Origin of the sequence: Pseudomonas sp. PA15(2017), assembly GCF_001945395.1 — a bacterium.
GTDB lineage: Bacteria > Pseudomonadota > Gammaproteobacteria > Pseudomonadales > Pseudomonadaceae > Aquipseudomonas.
The window spans coordinates 15,025-31,221 of sequence record NZ_MSXV01000014.1 but is presented as its reverse complement, the minus strand read 5'-3'; the positions used below and the strand labels follow the sequence as shown (position 1 = coordinate 31,221).

Annotated in this window: 14 protein-coding genes; all 14 read left to right on the top strand. The window is 64.5% G+C overall.

What is annotated here, in order from left to right:
- Positions 1–259 precede the first annotated feature (259 nt).
- Positions 260–1,402: a succinyl-diaminopimelate desuccinylase gene (dapE, locus tag BVH03_RS06210; protein WP_075960366.1), complete on the top strand. Its 1,143-nt coding sequence runs from the start codon at positions 260–262 to the stop codon at positions 1,400–1,402.
- Positions 1,402–2,211 carry a putative RNA methyltransferase gene (locus BVH03_RS06205; protein WP_075960365.1) on the top strand — a complete coding sequence of 270 codons (810 nt, stop codon included), beginning with the start codon at positions 1,402–1,404 and terminating at the stop codon, positions 2,209–2,211. The genes dapE and BVH03_RS06205 overlap by 1 nt, the downstream gene beginning before the upstream one ends.
- A 25-nt stretch (positions 2,212–2,236) precedes the next feature.
- Positions 2,237–2,608, top strand: coding sequence for a hypothetical protein (locus BVH03_RS06200; RefSeq protein ID WP_075960364.1), 372 nt, complete (start codon positions 2,237–2,239; stop codon positions 2,606–2,608).
- A gap of 758 nt (positions 2,609–3,366) precedes the next feature.
- On the top strand, positions 3,367–4,485 hold the full coding sequence (locus BVH03_RS06195; RefSeq protein ID WP_075960363.1) for a Re/Si-specific NAD(P)(+) transhydrogenase subunit alpha: 1,119 nt from the start codon (positions 3,367–3,369) through the stop codon (positions 4,483–4,485).
- Between the two features lie 52 nt (positions 4,486–4,537).
- Positions 4,538–4,849 carry an NAD(P) transhydrogenase subunit alpha gene (locus tag BVH03_RS06190; protein ID WP_075960362.1) on the top strand — a complete coding sequence of 104 codons (312 nt, stop codon included), beginning with the start codon at positions 4,538–4,540 and terminating at the stop codon, positions 4,847–4,849.
- Between the two features lie 3 nt (positions 4,850–4,852).
- Positions 4,853–6,304, top strand: coding sequence for an NAD(P)(+) transhydrogenase (Re/Si-specific) subunit beta (locus tag BVH03_RS06185; protein ID WP_075960361.1), 1,452 nt, complete (start codon positions 4,853–4,855; stop codon positions 6,302–6,304).
- Between the two features lie 388 nt (positions 6,305–6,692).
- Positions 6,693–6,905 (top strand): DUF1127 domain-containing protein, encoded by a 213-nt coding sequence (locus BVH03_RS06180; protein WP_075960360.1) that lies wholly within the window; start codon positions 6,693–6,695, stop codon positions 6,903–6,905.
- Between the two features lie 192 nt (positions 6,906–7,097).
- Complete coding sequence (locus BVH03_RS06175) at positions 7,098–7,415, top strand: DUF2388 domain-containing protein (protein ID WP_075960359.1); 318 nt, start codon at positions 7,098–7,100, stop codon at positions 7,413–7,415.
- A 369-nt stretch (positions 7,416–7,784) separates the two neighbouring features.
- Positions 7,785–8,105, top strand: a complete 321-nt coding sequence (locus BVH03_RS06165) for a DUF2388 domain-containing protein (protein ID WP_075960358.1) — start codon at positions 7,785–7,787, stop codon at positions 8,103–8,105.
- Positions 8,102–10,051, top strand: a complete 1,950-nt coding sequence (locus tag BVH03_RS06160) for a DUF4105 domain-containing protein (RefSeq protein WP_371915342.1) — start codon at positions 8,102–8,104, stop codon at positions 10,049–10,051. Before BVH03_RS06165 ends, BVH03_RS06160 begins: the two co-directional genes overlap by 4 nt.
- A 298-nt stretch (positions 10,052–10,349) precedes the next feature.
- Positions 10,350–11,726 carry a diguanylate cyclase domain-containing protein gene (locus BVH03_RS06155; RefSeq protein ID WP_075960356.1) on the top strand — a complete coding sequence of 459 codons (1,377 nt, stop codon included), beginning with the start codon at positions 10,350–10,352 and terminating at the stop codon, positions 11,724–11,726.
- On the top strand, positions 11,726–13,054 hold the full coding sequence (locus BVH03_RS06150; RefSeq protein WP_075960355.1) for a glycosyltransferase: 1,329 nt from the start codon (positions 11,726–11,728) through the stop codon (positions 13,052–13,054). Before BVH03_RS06155 ends, BVH03_RS06150 begins: the two co-directional genes overlap by 1 nt.
- A 15-nt stretch (positions 13,055–13,069) precedes the next feature.
- The gene (locus BVH03_RS06145) at positions 13,070–15,163 is read left to right on the top strand and encodes a hypothetical protein (protein WP_075960354.1); all 2,094 of its coding nucleotides are present in this window, start codon (positions 13,070–13,072) and stop codon (positions 15,161–15,163) included.
- Positions 15,160–16,197: an HlyD family secretion protein gene (locus BVH03_RS06140; RefSeq protein ID WP_075960353.1), complete on the top strand. Its 1,038-nt coding sequence runs from the start codon at positions 15,160–15,162 to the stop codon at positions 16,195–16,197. Before BVH03_RS06145 ends, BVH03_RS06140 begins: the two co-directional genes overlap by 4 nt.

Sequence of the window (16,197 nt, the reverse complement as noted above, 5' to 3'; positions counted from 1 at the left end):
CTGCTCACTTGAAAGGTTGGTCGCGACCTTTCGAATCGTACAAAAGCAAACGCCCCGAACAATGTCGGGGCGTCTGATGGGATCACTACCTGCATCAGCGACTTTTCACACGCTCTGCACTGGCCGCCGTTTTTTTATAGCGGTCGAGGCGCATTACACCGAGGCCGATGCTGGCTACCGTCCTTACGCCTACGAGCCCCGAGCGTTTTGCTTTAAGCTATGCGCCCTTCTCGCCCTGCACTGTTTTACCGGAGCTCCCATGACGGCCCTGTCCCCCACCCTCGAACTCGCCTGCGACCTGATCCGCCGCCCTTCGGTCACCCCGCTGGACGAGGGCTGCCAGGAGCTGATGATGCGCCGTCTCGCGGCGCTGGGCTTCGCCGTCGAGGCGATGCGTATCGAAGACGTGGACAACTTCTGGGCCCGTCATGGCAACGAAGAGGGCCCAGTGCTGTGCTTCGCCGGCCATACCGACGTGGTGCCCACCGGCCCGGTGCAGGCCTGGCAGCACGGCCCGTTCGATGCACTGATCGACGAGCAGGGCATGCTCTGCGGCCGCGGCGCGGCCGACATGAAAGGCAGCCTGGCGTCGATGATCATCGCCGTCGAGCGCTTCGTCGCCGAGTTCCCGAACCACAAGGGGCGTATCGCCTTCCTGATCACCAGCGACGAAGAAGGCCCGGCCCACCACGGCACCAAGGCGGTGGTCGAGCGCCTGGCCGCGCGCAACGAGCGGCTGGACTGGTGCATCGTCGGCGAGCCGTCGAGCACCACCCTGGTCGGTGACGTGGTGAAGAACGGCCGCCGCGGCTCCCTGGGCGCGACCCTGACCGTGCGCGGCATCCAGGGCCACGTGGCCTACCCGCACATGGCGAAGAACCCGATCCACCTGGCCGCGCCGGCCCTCGCCGAATTGGCGGCCGAGCACTGGGACGACGGCAACGCCTTCTTCCCACCGACCAGCTTCCAGATCTCCAACCTCAATTCGGGTACCGGTGCCACCAACGTGATTCCCGGCGAGCTGACGGCCATCTTCAACTTCCGTTTCTCCACCGAATCGACGGTCGAAGGCCTGCAACAGCGGGTCAATGCCATCTTCGACAAGCATGGCCTGGACTACCACATCGACTGGGCGCTGTCGGGCCTGCCGTTCCTCACCGAGCCGGGCGCGCTGCTCGATGCGGTCAGCACCAGCATTCGCAACGTGACCGGCCGTGAAACCACGCCGAGCACCAGCGGGGGCACCTCCGACGGCCGCTTCATCGCCACCCTGGGCACCCAGGTGGTCGAGCTCGGCCCGGTCAACGCGACCATCCACCAGGTCAACGAACGCGTGCTGGCCAGCGATCTCGATGTACTCACCGAGATCTACTACCAGACCCTGGTCAAGCTGCTCGCCTGATGCTCGCCTGCCCGATCTGCCAGGCGCCACTGACCGCCGTCGACAATGGCGTGGCCTGCCCGGCCAACCACCGTTTCGACCGCGCACGCCAGGGCTACCTGAACCTGCTGCCGGTGCAGCACAAGAACAGCCGCGACCCGGGCGACAACGCCGCCATGGTCGAGGCCCGTCGCCGCTTCCTGAGCGCCGGCCACTATGCGCCGCTGGCCGAGCGCCTGGCAGCCCTGGCTGCCGGCTATCAGCCCCGACGCTGGCTGGATATCGGCTGCGGCGAGGGCTACTACACCGCGCAGATCGCCGAAGCCCTGCCGGATGCCGACGGCTATGCGCTGGATATTTCCCGCGAGGCGGTCAAGCGTGCTTGCAAGCGCGCCCCGCAGTTGAACTGGTTGATCGCCAGCATGGCCCGCGTGCCCTTGGCCGATGCCAGCTGCGGGCTGTTGGCCAGCGTGTTCAGCCCGCTGGACTGGCAGGAGGCCAAGCGCCTGCTCGCTCCCGGCGGTGGCCTGCTGCGCATGGGCCCGACCCGCGAGCACCTGATGGAACTGCGTCAGAAGCTCTACGACGAAGTGCGCGACTACGATGACAGCAAGCACCTCGAACTGATCCCGCCGGGCATGCACCTGGCACACAGCGAAACCCTGAGTTTTCGCTTACCGCTCGAGACCGAGCAAGCCCGCGCCGACTTGCTGGCAATGACGCCCCACGGCTGGCGCGCCAGTGCCGAGCGCCGCGCCGCGGTGATCGCCGAACGCTTCGAAGTGACCGTCGCCATCCGCTACGATTGGATCGAGCGAGACGCGTCCTGACCGCCCTGACCAGATGAGAACCCACATGCGCCAACCGGATATCGAAATTTACCTGAAGGACGCCGACCACCAGGCCGTGGCCGCCTGGCTGACCCAGGCACTGGGCCCCTGTTCGGACTGGCAGCAGAAGGGCCAGACCTTCCAGTGCCGCGCCGGCGACATTCCGGTGACCTGGCTGCCCAAGGCCGTAGGTAAATGGCACAGCCTGTACCTGGAAAGCGATGCCACTCCGTGGGAAGACGACCTCTCCTGCGCCCAGGCGGCCTATGCGGCTCTGGACGTGGAAGTCCGTTGCGCTCCCGGCAGCTGGGACGAGAACGAGAGCGATGAGCAGGCCGACCAATGGCTGCGCATCAGCGCCGATGGTGTGCAGGAAATCACCTGGCGCACCGGCTGACCGTCCTGCCCTAGCCAATCCCCTCATCCCGCCCAAAGCCGGTCAGTAGGCTTTGGGTGTGTTGGCACCGTTTCCTCACACGCTGCTTTGCCCCGCCTCTGAACCCTCCTCACTTGCCGCCTCGTTGTATAAATCTGTTTACGATCTTTCAGCTTGATTTCGGTGCCTTGCCTGCGAAGTGACAGGAGCGGCTGGTCGTCCACATAGGATGGCTGGTGATTGTCTGCGGGAGCGGGCCATGCCCGCGAAAAAATCACGGGCATGGCCCGTTCCCACAGGTAAAGCAACGATGTCCGCTTTTGCCTTGTAGCCGCCTCCTTATGTCGCCTAAAAACGTGAACAGGTACTACGTCCGAGTTATTGCCAGAGGAATCAGGCTGACCTCTGGCAACCAGTAGCGACTATTAAAAACGACTACAAAAATATCAAAAAAACCGTTTTCCGCACCTGTAAATGATTTCGAACGGCGCGACATTGCGCCGCACCCATGAAGATTTTATAGCGTAATATTCCTAGATATTTATTCACGATAGCTGCATGTAAACCGATTTTATACGCAAAAAGGCTAGATTTTATCCAGATAATCGAGCATGAAAAATAACAATATCTCCGATAACTTGTAGTCATGAAAAATAATTACTCCATGAATATTGCTTACCGCCCCGCTCTGTTTGCAGAATGCCGCGGTACGACTTTAGTCGACACCGTACCTCTGCCGCCCTCTGGGTGAATCTGCAACGATCGCAGGAGATGCAAGCGTGCACATTGGTGTTCCCCTCGAAACCCAGGTCGGCGAAACGCGGGTGGCCGCGACGCCGGAAACCATCAAGAAACTGATCGGCCAAGGTCACCAGGTCACCGTTCAGAGCGGTGCCGGCATTGCCGCCAGTATTACCGATGCGGCCTATGCCGCTGTCGGCGCCAGCATCGGCGATGCCGCCGCGGCATTCGGTGCCGAGCTGATTCTCAAGGTGGTCGCCCCTGGCGATGCCGAGCTGGCTCTGATGAAAAGTGGCGCCGTGCTGGTCGGCATGCTCAATCCCTTCAGCAACGAGACCATCACGCGTCTCAACGCTGCGGAGGTCACCGCCTTCGCCCTGGAAGCGGCCCCGCGCACCTCTCGCGCCCAGAGCCTGGACGTGCTCAGCTCCCAGGCCAACATCGCCGGCTACAAGGCGGTGATGCTGGCGGCCAACCATTACCCGCGCTTCATGCCCATGCTGATGACCGCCGCGGGCACGGTGAAAGCCGCTCGCTTGCTGATCCTCGGCGCTGGTGTCGCCGGCCTGCAGGCCATCGCCACGGCCAAACGCCTGGGCGCGGTGATCGAGGCCTCCGACGTACGCCCGGCCGTGAAGGAGCAGATCGAGTCCCTCGGCGCCAAGTTCGTCGACGTGCCGTTCGAGACCGACGAGGAGCGTGAGTGCGCCGAGGGTGTCGGCGGTTACGCCCGGCCGATGCCAGCCTCGTGGATGGAGCGCCAGGCCAGGGCGGTACACGAACGTGCCAAACAGGCCGACATCGTCATCACCACCGCGCTGATTCCTGGCCGCAAGGCGCCAACGTTGCTGCACGAGGCCACGGTCGCCGAGATGAAGCCCGGCTCCGTGGTCATCGACCTGGCCGCCATCCAGGGCGGCAACTGCCCGCTGACCGAACTGGACAAGGTGGTGATCAAGCACGGCGTGACCCTGGTCGGCCACGGCAACCTGCCCGCTCTGGTCGCCGCCGACGCCTCGGCCCTGTATGCGCGCAACCTGCTCGATTTCCTCAAGCTGGTGATCAAGGATGGCGCCTTCCACCTCGACCTGGAAGACGACATCGTCGCGGCCTGCCTGATGTGCGCGGGCGGCGAGATCAAGCGCCTCAATAAATGATGCCTTCCTCTCCTCATGGAGAGGCCAACGACTACAAGAAAGGATCACAGCGATGGATCTGATTTCCGACGGAATCTACAACCTGATCATCTTCGTGCTGGCCATCTACGTCGGCTACCACGTGGTCTGGAACGTCACACCTGCCCTGCACACACCGCTGATGGCGGTCACCAATGCCATTTCGGCGATCGTCATCGTCGGCGCCATGCTCGCCGCCGCACTGACCGTCACCCCGCTGGGCAAGACCATAGGCACCCTGGCCGTGGCACTGGCGGCGGTCAACGTGTTCGGTGGCTTCCTGGTCACCCGACGCATGCTGGAAATGTTCAAGAAGAAGGCCGCCAAAGCGGCGGTGGAGAAGTAAGCGATGAGCATGAACCTGATCACCCTGCTCTACCTCGTCGCCTCGGTGTGCTTCATCCAGGCGCTCAAGGGCCTGTCGCACCCGACCACCTCGCGGCGCGGCAACGCCTTCGGCATGCTCGGCATGACCATCGCCGTGTTCACCACCCTTGGCCTCATTCATAAGCTCGGCAGCGAACTGGCCGTTCAGGGCATCGGCTACGTGATCGTCGGCCTGCTGGTCGGCGGCACCGCCGGCTCGATCATGGCCAAGCGCGTCGAAATGACCAAGATGCCCGAGCTTGTTGCCTTCATGCACAGCATGATCGGCCTGGCCGCGGTATTCATCGCCATCGCGGCCGTCGTCGAGCCGCAATCCCTGGGCATCGTTGCCGCGATCAGCGACCCGATTCCCAACGGCAATCGCCTGGAGCTGTTTCTCGGTGCAGCCATCGGCGCCATCACCTTCTCCGGCTCGGTGATCGCTTTCGGCAAGCTGTCCGGCGGCTCTTTTTTCGGGGGGCGGAAGTTCCGTCTGTTCCAGGGCGCGCCAGTACAGTTCGCCGGCCAGCACCTGATCAACCTGCTGATCGGCCTGGCCATCGCCGGCCTGGGCCTGTACTTCACCTTCACCGGCAATCTCACGGCCTTCGCCATACTGGTGGCCCTGGCCTTCGTGATCGGTGTGCTGATCATCATCCCCATCGGCGGCGCGGACATGCCCGTGGTGGTATCGATGCTCAACAGCTACTCGGGCTGGGCAGCGGCGGGTATCGGTTTCTCGCTGAACAACTCGATGCTGATCATCGCCGGCTCTCTGGTCGGCTCCAGCGGTGCGATTCTTTCGTACATCATGTGCAAGGCGATGAACCGCTCGTTCTTCAACGTCATCCTCGGCGGTTTCGGCGGCGCGACCGATGCCGGCCCGGCGGCTGGCAGCGGCGAGCAACGCCCGGTCAAATCCGGCTCTGCCGACGATGCCGCGTTCCTGCTCGGCAACGCCGACAGCGTGATCATCGTGCCCGGCTACGGCCTGGCCGTGGCCCGCGCTCAGCATGCATTGAAGGAACTGACCGAGAAGCTGGCGCACAAGGGCGTCACCGTCAAATACGCCATCCACCCGGTGGCCGGACGCATGCCAGGGCACATGAACGTATTGCTGGCCGAGGCCGAGGTGCCCTACGACCAGGTGTTCGAGATGGAAGATATCAACGCCGAATTCGGCCAGGCCGACGTGGTACTGGTGCTCGGTGCCAACGACGTGGTCAACCCGGCGGCGAAGAACGATCCCAAGTCACCGATTGCCGGCATGCCGATCCTGGAAGCCTTCAAGGCCAAGACCATCATCGTCAACAAGCGCTCGATGGCCAGTGGCTACGCGGGCCTGGACAACGAACTGTTCTATCTGGACAAGACCATGATGGTATTTGGCGACGCCAAGAAGGTCATCGAAGACATGCTCAAAGCCGTGGAATGACCCGCAAAGGGGCGCGACAGAGCGGTCGCGCCCCTTTCCAGTGCAATTCGAGGTCAAGAGAAAAAGCACAGAAGTGCTAACGGGTAGCGCGAATTACCACTCCGAAAAATAAATAGCTAAGCAACTACGACGAACAATCACAACTGTACCGCAATAAAGCCCCTGAAAAATTAACCATTTTCAGGCTAAAAAACTGCAAAATAATTCAATTCACGGCAAATTCACAAACACCGGTACAGTTATCATCTAATTAATAAGCACAGTTACAAAGCAACCTATCTAGTACTTAGCTAATTTACTTCAGCTGTGGCTACTGCTAGTTCCGCGCGAAGAGGAAAATGGGCACCAGAACTTAATCAATCCCGCCAAAAGCGGAAGGATGCACACCATGGAACGTACCCTCGGTTCCGATCTGCTCGTCGACACTTCGTCCCAATCGACCACCAGCCTGCCGCTGAACGTACTGGCCACCCTGCTCCTGTGGCAGCGCCGCATCGTCAGCCGCCGCCAGCTGGCTCGTCTCGACACTCGCCTGCTGGCCGACGCCGGTATCAGCGAAAGCGAGCGTTATGCCGAACTGAGCAAGCCGTTCTGGCGCTGATCGCACGCACTGAGCTTCTCCCGCAAAACCCCGCCGGCATGCAGCGCCCGCGGGGTTTTGTCGTGATGGAAGGCTGTAATCTCATCGTCACTGTCGCGTAAAAAAAGCTGCACAAACTCTGTGGGTCTTTTTCTACCCAGACTTGCAGAGCGGTTAGAATGCGGTTTTCCGTGAGCCGTAGAGATCAAGCCCATGCCCACCGTCCGCACCCTTGCCTTCGTCAGTCTGTTCGGCCTCGCTACCGGCGCCAGCGCCAGCAGCTTCGTGGTCACCACCGACACCCTGGTCGACACACTTGCCGCCACCATCGACACCACCTCCAACGCGACCTCTTCGGTGGTCGATAACAAGGTCGTGCTGGCCGCCAGGGACGACGCTGCCAGCTTCGTCGCCAGCGCCGGCGCCGTACGTGGCGCTCACCTGGAAAACGCCCTGCAGCACATCCGCGAGCGCATGCCGAGTCTGCAGGCCGACGATGCGCAACTGGCGCAGGCCATCCTCGCTCGCTAGGGTCTGTTCCCGCTTCACGCACGGCCGCGCCGGAGCCAGTTTTTGTGCGAGGCAAGGCACGAGATGCGAAGTTTGGCGGGCCAAATGAGCCATCGAGTAACGCCGCATCGCACAAAAACTGGCCCGGCCCTTCGGGTGGGGCCGCCTAGGTTGCGCGGGAAATGGCCTCCGCTGTCGTTACAGGACTTGGCAAGGGAGAACGCGGACGGCTAGTCCATTCCCTGCGTCCTGCGCCTAACCGGAGGCCATTTCTCGCGGCAACGCGGCTCGCGCTGAAACGGGAACAGACCCTAACCATTCGTCATTGCCGGAACTGCGGCAGGAGTTGCTCGTCCAAGCAGCCAATCAAAGCCCATTCGGAGACCATTCATGAAGCGTCCGTTGTTAGCCGCCACCGCCTCGCTGGCCCTGTTCGCCGGCGCCTTACAGGCCCAGACCCTGGTGGCCACCAGCAACATCATCGTCCGCGCGCTGGATCGCACCATCAATTTCACCTCGGACACCACCACCTCGATCCGCGACATGAAAGTGGTGATCGAAGCCCGTGACGACGCTGCCAGCTTCGTCGCCAGCGAAGGTGACATCCGTGGTGCCCAGCTCGAAGCCGCCTTCGGCGCGCTGCGCAGCCAGGTTCCCGAGGCCCAGAACGCCTCCGATCAGGTACTCGCAGAAGCCATTCTCGCGCTGTGATGACCGCCCGCGGCTGGCTCCTGCTACTGACCCTGCTGGTCAGCACGGCCGGCCACGCCCAGTTGCGATTCGCCCTCGACGATGCCGGGCTCACGCCCGAGCAACGCCACGCCAGCCAGACGCTACTCGACGAAGCTCACGCCGCCCTGCCGCCACACCTGCGCGAAGCGCTCGATCGTGACGTGGCCGTGCGCTGGGTCGACATGCCAGCGGACAATTACGGCCGCGCCGGGCGTCTCAGCGGGGTCGAACTCAACGCCAAACTGTTGCCCAGCCTCGCCGACGGCGGCGCCGCGACCACCCACAACGGCCGCCCCCACGGCACCGTGCGCCAGGAGCTGCTGGCCACCGTGCTGCATGAAGTGACCCACCTCTATGATCGCGGCGCCTACTGGAGCGCCGAGCAGCGCACCCTGCTGCGCCGTTGCCAGCGGCACGATGCCGACCTGGGCCCGGTCGGCCTGCGCGAGGAGTGCCGCGGCCAGACCGAGCGCCGCTTCACCCTCAGCGACGAGCCACGCCTGCTCGACCTGGCCGGCTGGCCCCAGCGCGTCGGCAAACGCGGTGAGCGCGACACTCATAACGGTCAGGTCGCCCGCAGCCCGGACAGCTACGAGTTGAGCAACCCGCGCGAGTTCGTCGCGGTGAACATGGAGTACTTTCTCCTCGACCCCGAATACGCCTGCCGCCGTCCGTCCCTGGCGCGCTTCTTCAGCGCGCACTTCGGCTGGTCGCCGGCCAGGCAGACGCCCTGCGGCAATGGTTACGCCTACCTGAATGCCGGCCGCGATTTCGACAAGCAGGCGCTGGCCAACCTCGATCCCGAGCGCGTCTACGAAGTGGATTACCTGCTCGCCGAGGCCAATCAGAACATGGCCAGCCGCTGGGGCCACAGCATGCTGCGCCTGGTCATCTGCGCACCCGGCCGCCCCCGCGGGCCGGATTGCCGGCTGGACCTGGACCAGCACCTGGTGCTGTCCTACCGCGCCTTCGTCAACGACGTGCAACTGTCGAGTTGGGACGGCCTGACCGGCGCCTACCCGTCACGGCTGTTCGTGCTGCCCCTGGCCCAGGTGATCGAGGAATACACCAAGGTCGAGCTGCGCAGCCTCGCCTCGGTGCCCCTGAAGCTGTCGCGCGAGCGCCTGGAGCAATTGGTCGCCCGCGCCGTCGAGCAGCACTGGAGCTACGACGGCGACTACTTCTTCGTCTCCAACAACTGCGCGGTAGAAACCCTCAAGCTGCTGCGCAGCGGCAGCGACCATCCGCGCCTGCAGACGCTGGACAGCATCACCCCCATCGGCCTGCTGGAGGTGCTCGAAGCCCGCGATCTGGCCGATGGCAGCGTGCTGAACGACCCGCGCGAGGCGCTGCGTCTGGGGTATCGCTTCGACTCGTTCCGTGACCGTTACCAGGCCATGTTCAAGGTGCTGCAGCAGCGCCTGCCGATCCGCCAGCAGCGCGTCGAGGACTGGCTCGAGCAGCCATCCGAGCAGCGCCGCCAATGGTTCGAGCAGGCCGACCTGCGCGCCAGCGCCGCCATGCTGCTGCTCGAGCAGGCGGCGATGCGCCGTCAGTTGCTGCTGTCCCAGGACGAACTCAAGCAGCGCTACCTGACCGGCCGCGCCGCCAAGGACCCGAGCCTGAACAAGGCCGGTGACGCGCTGGAGCAGATCCTCGCCAACACCGGTTTCCTGAGCCGCCCGGCCGAGTTGCTCGAGGGCGGTTACGGCCTGCCGCAGCAGCAAGAGTGGCAACGCCTGGAAAACGAAACCCGCACGCGCCAGCAACAGTTGAGCCTACTCAGCGCCGACCTCGACGGCGAGGTGCGCAGCCTGCTCGAACCCCAGCGCCTGGCCGAGCTGGAAGCCAACGAGACCAACCTCAAGCTGCTCGGCGAGCACCTGCGCAAGCTGCACAGGGAAAGCGGTGGGCTGCAGCTGTAAGAACCTATTCAAAGTCTGCTGCGCGTCGGCACTGCGGCGTTAAAAACAGGCTCGGACTGCTCATTTACAGCTCGTAAAGTCGAGCGCGACTCCGACCGGTCCTCGCCTGTTTTTGCGGGGCCGCCTAGGCCTTGCATTGCTCTAGCTCGCGAGACTTTGAACAGGCTCTAAGAGCGCCATGGCCAATAAACGAGGCCTGGTTCAAGGTTTCGCACACGGGCTTGTACACGCGAGGTATCTCTGTAGAACTTTCGAAGCGGCCTCCAGTCGGACTTCTGCCCCCTGACTGGAAGAGCCGATGCCCGAACTCACCCTTCGCATCGCTGAAGTAGCCACAGACCACGACGCGCGGTTCACTGCCGCCAGTCGTTTCAGCGAACTCACCTCCCTGCTGCAGCAACCGGCCTTCGATGTCGTGGTGCTGAGCGCCAGCGAAGCCGAGAACCTGGCGATGCTGCAAACCCTGCGGCGCCAGCCGGCTTATCGCCTGAGCCTGGTGTACTGCGCCAGCCAGGCGCCACTGGCTGTAGCACTCAGCGATGGCCCGGCGCCCACGCAGCCGAGCCTGCTGCAGCAGGCCTGGCAACAGTGGCGCGAGCGCTTGAGCCTGTTCAACAACGGTCGCGCGCCCGAGGGCCTCGAAGCACAGTTGCTCGCCTACCTGTGGTTACGCGCGCCAGGCACGCTCAAGGCAGTTCGTGCGCCGTCTTCGGCCAGGCACTACGTCTATCCGCTGCTCGAAGCGCTGGGTGATGATCAGGTCAATGGCCTGGCGCAGGTGCAGAACCTGGCCCAGCGCAACCTGCTCGACAGCACCGCACTGGTCGATCGCATCCGCCTGTGCCGCAGCTGCGGCAGCGGCCACCTCAACTACGTCGACGTGTGCGTGGAATGCAATTCCCTGGACATCGCCCGACAGCCGTCGCTGCATTGTTTCACCTGCGGGCACATCGGCGCCCAGACCGAGTACCTCAAGGATGGTGCCCTGATCTGCCCCAACTGCCTGACGCGCCTGCGTCATATCGGCACCGACTACGACCGGCCGCTGGAAAACTACAACTGCAACAGTTGCGATGCCTTCTTCGTCGATGCCGACGTGCAAGCGCGCTGCCTGGACTGCGGCGAGCACCACGCGCCGGACGAGCTGCAGGTGCGCGAAATCCGCGACTACCAGTTGTCCGAAGGCGGCCTGCTCACCGCCCGCCAGGGGCTGGAGCGCAATACCGACAACTACTTCCGTGGCTTGCCGGTGGTCGGTGCCGGGACCTTCAAGACCCTGCTCGACTGGCAGCTGGAGCTGATCGAACGCCACAAGGCGCCGACCTTTGCCCTGCTCGGCATGCGCTTTCGCAACCTCGGTCGGGTCCTCGAACGCCTGGGCCCACAACGTGGCCATGCCCTGCTCGACACCCTGATCGAGCGCATCCAGGTAGCCATCCGCGACACCGATCGCTGCACCCGTAGCAGCGAGGAGCAGCTCTGGCTGCTGCTGATGTATACCGATTCGGCCGGCTTGCGCCGGGTAATCGAGCGCATCAATGAAATCAGCGAGCTGTTCGTCGGAGAGGATCTCCAGGACATTCGCCTGACCACCAGCGGCTGCGTCGCCCCCAGCGGCCTGATCGACAAGGAAGACGCCGAGCTGCTGATGGCCCGCCTCGCCGGAGAGCTCTGATGAACGCGCTGGTCGAGCACCTGCACGCGTGGCTGGGCGAAATTTCCGGCGCCAATGGTCATTGGCGGCTGTTTCTCATGGTCTTCCCGTACTTCCTGCTGCTGGAGGTGCCGCTCAACCTGATGGTGCTGCTCGGCACCCTGCGCTGGTTCGTGCGCAAGCGCAGTGCGCTGCCGCTGCACAATACCTGGCATCCGCGGGTGTCGTGCATCATCACCTGCTACAGCGAGGGCCGCGATGTCGAGCTGACCTTGCGCAGCCTGGCCGAGCAGACCTACCCCGGCGTGATCGAGATCATTCCGATCGTCGATGGTGCCGCCGCGAACAAGGCGACTACCGACGTGGTGCGGCGCTTCAAGGCCGAGCAGCGCCTGCCGCGCAACCGGGTGATCCGTCCCATCGCCAAATGGCAGCGCGGCGGACGGGTGTCGTCACTCAACACCGGCCTGGCGTACAGCACCGGCGAGATCCTCATCAACGTCGATGGCGACACCTCGTTCGACAACGACATGGTGGTGCGTATGGTCAGCCACTTCCGTGACCCCAAGGTGCCTGCCGTGGCCGGCAGCCTGCGCGTGCGTAACGCCAGGCAATCGTGGGTGGCGCGCATCCAGGCGCTGGAGTACCTGCTGTCGATCCATATGTGCAAGATCGGCCTGGCCGAGTGGAACCTGGTCAACAACGTCTCCGGGGCCTTCGGGGCCTTTCGCCGCAGCTTCCTGCAGCAGATCGGCGGTTGGGACACCCACACCGCCGAAGACCTCGACCTGACCCTGCGCATCAAGGCGTACTTCCGGCGCTACGGCCTGCGCATTCCGTTCGAGCCCCAGGCCATCGGCCATACCGATGCCCCGGCGACCCTGCGCGGCTTTCTCGACCAGCGCCTGCGCTGGGACGGCGATCTGTTCTTCGTCTACGTGCGCAAGCACCGCCACGTGTTCACGCCGCGTCTGCTCGGCTGGCCGAACTTCCTGATGCTGATGGTCAGTGGCCTGTTCTTCCAGCTGGTGCTGCCCTTCATCATCCTCGGCTACAGCCTGGTGGCGGTGATCATCCTGCCGTTCACCGCGCTGGTGTTCTATTCGCTGCTGATCTACACGCTGTACCTGGTGATGACCACGCTCCTGTACCTGGGCCTGATGCTGATGGTCAGCGAGCGGCCCAGGCAGGATCTGCGGCTGATCTGGGTACTGCCCTTCTACCCCTTGGCGATGTACGCCCTGCGCTGCTGGAGCGTGGTCGCCATTCTCAATGAAACCCTGCGGCGCGGGCACGAGGAGTCGAGCATGGCGCCCTGGTGGGTGCTCAAGCGGGCCAATCGATTCTAAAGGCGCTATGACTCAATGACTGCCCCACGACCTTCACGTCTGCTGCTGCTGCCGCTGCTGTGCTGCGCGCCGCTGCTGGCAGGCGCCGCGCCCCTGAGCCTGGAGCAGGCCCTGCAACAAACCGGCGACGCCGGCCCGGCGGCCAATGCCGAGCTGCAGGCGCGCTACGCGGCCCGCGACCAGCGCGAGAGCGAATCCGGCTGGGAGATGTTCGGCAACGCCAACGTCGGCCGTTACCGCGAACTGGTGACCGATGACGTTCGCGACGATTACTACGGGCGCAGCTTCGCCGTCGGCGTGCGCTACCCGCTGCTCGGCAGCCTGCGCCGACGCATGGATGCAGTGCGTGACAGCGAACGCGACATTCGCCTCGGCGAGATCGAACAGGGCTATCGCCGCGCCCAGCAGCGTTTGGCCATCCGCAGCAGCTATGCGGACTGGTGGCGCGCCACCCAGGAGCAGCGCCTGTGCCGGGATGTCGAGCGCGCCGCGCGCGATGCCGACCAGCAGGTGCAGATGCGCCTGGACGGTAAGTGGATTCTGCCGTCCGACGCCCAGCTGATGCGCAGCGAATGGACCGCGGTAACTCAACGCTGCGCCATGCAGGACGGTTTGCTGACAGATATTCGCGCCAGCCTGCAAAGCCTTGGTGTGCAGGTCGACGCCAACGACACGCCAGTCGCCTCGGCCCTGGCCAGCGAGCCGCAACCCTTGCAGGCCTGGCAGACCCAGCTCGAAGACAGCCCCCGCGTCGCCGGGCGCAGCGCCGAACTGGCCAACGCCGAGCTGGGCCGTAAGCAGCCCTGGTACAGCGCCATCGAATCCTACGTCAACGTCGCCCAGACCCTGGAGCAACGCAGCGGCGCCAGCGATGATGGCAGCGGCCTGAGCGCCGGCATCACCTTCTCCGCGCCCTTCGATCTGCTCGACTACGGCTCTGCCCGTGGCCGCGAGGGCGAGGCGCGCTACCAGGCGGCCGTGCAGGCGCTGGAGCGCGAGCGTGGCGATGTGCTGCGCGAACTGGGCAAGGTCCTGGAACAGCAGCGCCGCCAACTCAACGAGTACCGGTGGCGCAGCGAGCGGCGAGACGCTCTCGACAGCATCATCGCCGAACGTCGCCAACGCGGCAGCCTGGATGCCGGCGAAGCCAGCCTGCGGCTGCTACAGGCCGAGGTGGATCACTACAACGCCGGTTTCGCGCAGATCTCCGCCTGGCACGGCGCCTGGCTGCAGGACTCGGCGCTGCGCCTGTTCGGTGATGACAGCCCGGGGTTCGAACGCCTGCTCGGCAACCGCGTGATGCAGTGGCAGGGCGAAAACACTGTCATGCCGGCACAGGCGGCCACGCAAACCGACTGGAGCCAGGGCGCATATATCTGGGACAGCGTTGCCCTGCTCGATGCGGATCAGCGCGCCGGCCAACTGGACGCCCTGCAGCAGGCCGGTATCAGCCAGTTGCACGTCGGCCTGACTGCGCTGCAGGTCGCTGACATGCAGCGCAGCCACCCGGCCCTGGGCGACTTGCTGCAGGCCGCACACGCCCGTGGCATGCGGGTCACCCTGCTGCTTGGCGACCCGGACTGGCTGAAGCCGCGCAAGCGCCAGGGGCTGATCGACCTGATCGGCCAGCTCAGGGACCTGCCCTTCGACGCCCTGCACCTGGACCTGGAAGTCGAGCAGCTCGGTTGGCCGGTTCCCGATCAGCGTCTGCGCGACTGGCTCGACACCGTGCGCGAAGCCAAGGCCGCCGCGCCCTGGCCGCTCAACCTGTCCAGCCACCCGCGCTGGTTCGACGAACACGCCAATCGCCAGCCCTGCGTGCCCTGCGAACTGCAGCGCATCGGGGTTGGCGAGATCAGCCTGATGATCTACACCCGTAACCCGCAGAGCAGCGCCAACCGGGCCCTGGCCATCGCCAAACAATGGCCGGCCCTGAAGCTGCGTCTGGCCCAGAGCGTGGAGGTGGATCAGCCCGCCGACCTGAGCTGGGCGGACGCCTCCCACACGCAATTACAACAACAGGTAGTGAACTGGCAGAACGCTCTGCGCCCGGCTGGAGTGGGCGGTATCGACTGGCAATCCTGGACCGATTACCCGAGAAGCCGATGAAGATACGTTTCAATAGCCCGAAAGAACGACACCCGACCCAGGACAACGGCATGCAGGTGCTCTACGCACCCGGCAAGCGCCTGGCCTTCCGGCTGCGCTGGTACCTGATCCTGTTCCTGATCCTGCTACCCGCCCTGTGGCTGGCCGGGCGCTATGGCCTGGAACTGATACGCGTCGAGGCACCGGCGCTGGTGCGCCTGCCCAGCATGGAAGTGCGCGCCATGCAGCCCGGCCAGGTGGAAAGCATTCGCGTGCAGGCCGGTGATCACGTGGATGTTGGCACGCCGCTGGTGGAGCTCGACAACCCCGAATGGCGCCTGCGCCTGAACCTGCTGCAAGGTGGCGCGATTGCACCTGCGGCACCGGTCGGCGACCTGGGCGCGCGCAACCGGGCGGTGCTGCAGAGCCTGGTCAACCGCGCCTCGCAACGGGTCAACGACACACGTCGGCTGGTGCAGCAAGGCGCCGCCACCCGCGGCGAGCTGGTCGAAGCGCAGAATGCCCTGGACAGCCGTGAGGCCGAGTTGCTGGCTTTCGAGCGTAGCCTGAGCGGCGTCGGCAGCAGCGAAGGCGAGCGTTATGAGCGCCAGCAGCAGCTGGAGAGCCGCTGGCTGGCCGGCCAGCTCGAGCAGATGCAGGTCAGTGCCAGTGAACGCGGCCGAGTCGCCGAAGTGGTCACCGCCCCCGGTGAGAATGTCGGCCCCGGCACCCTACTGATGCGCCTGGAGCGCAGCGGCCCGGCGCAATTGTGGGTGTATCTGGACCCCAAGGATGTCGAGCACGCCACCCCTGGCTCGCCGCTCGACGTGCGCCTGCCCGATGGCGGCTGGATCAAGGCTGAAGTGATCAACCCGGCAGAGAGCGCCAACCCGCTGCCCAGCGATCTGCGCCAGCCGTTCCGCAGCCCCACCCGCGGGCTGATGGTGCCGGCGCGCTTCACCGAGCCCCTGGCCAACGAGTGGCGTGTCGACTCGCTGCCGGTGCGCGTGCGCTTTCCGAACGAGCACTTCACCCTGTTCGGGATGCGCTTTTGA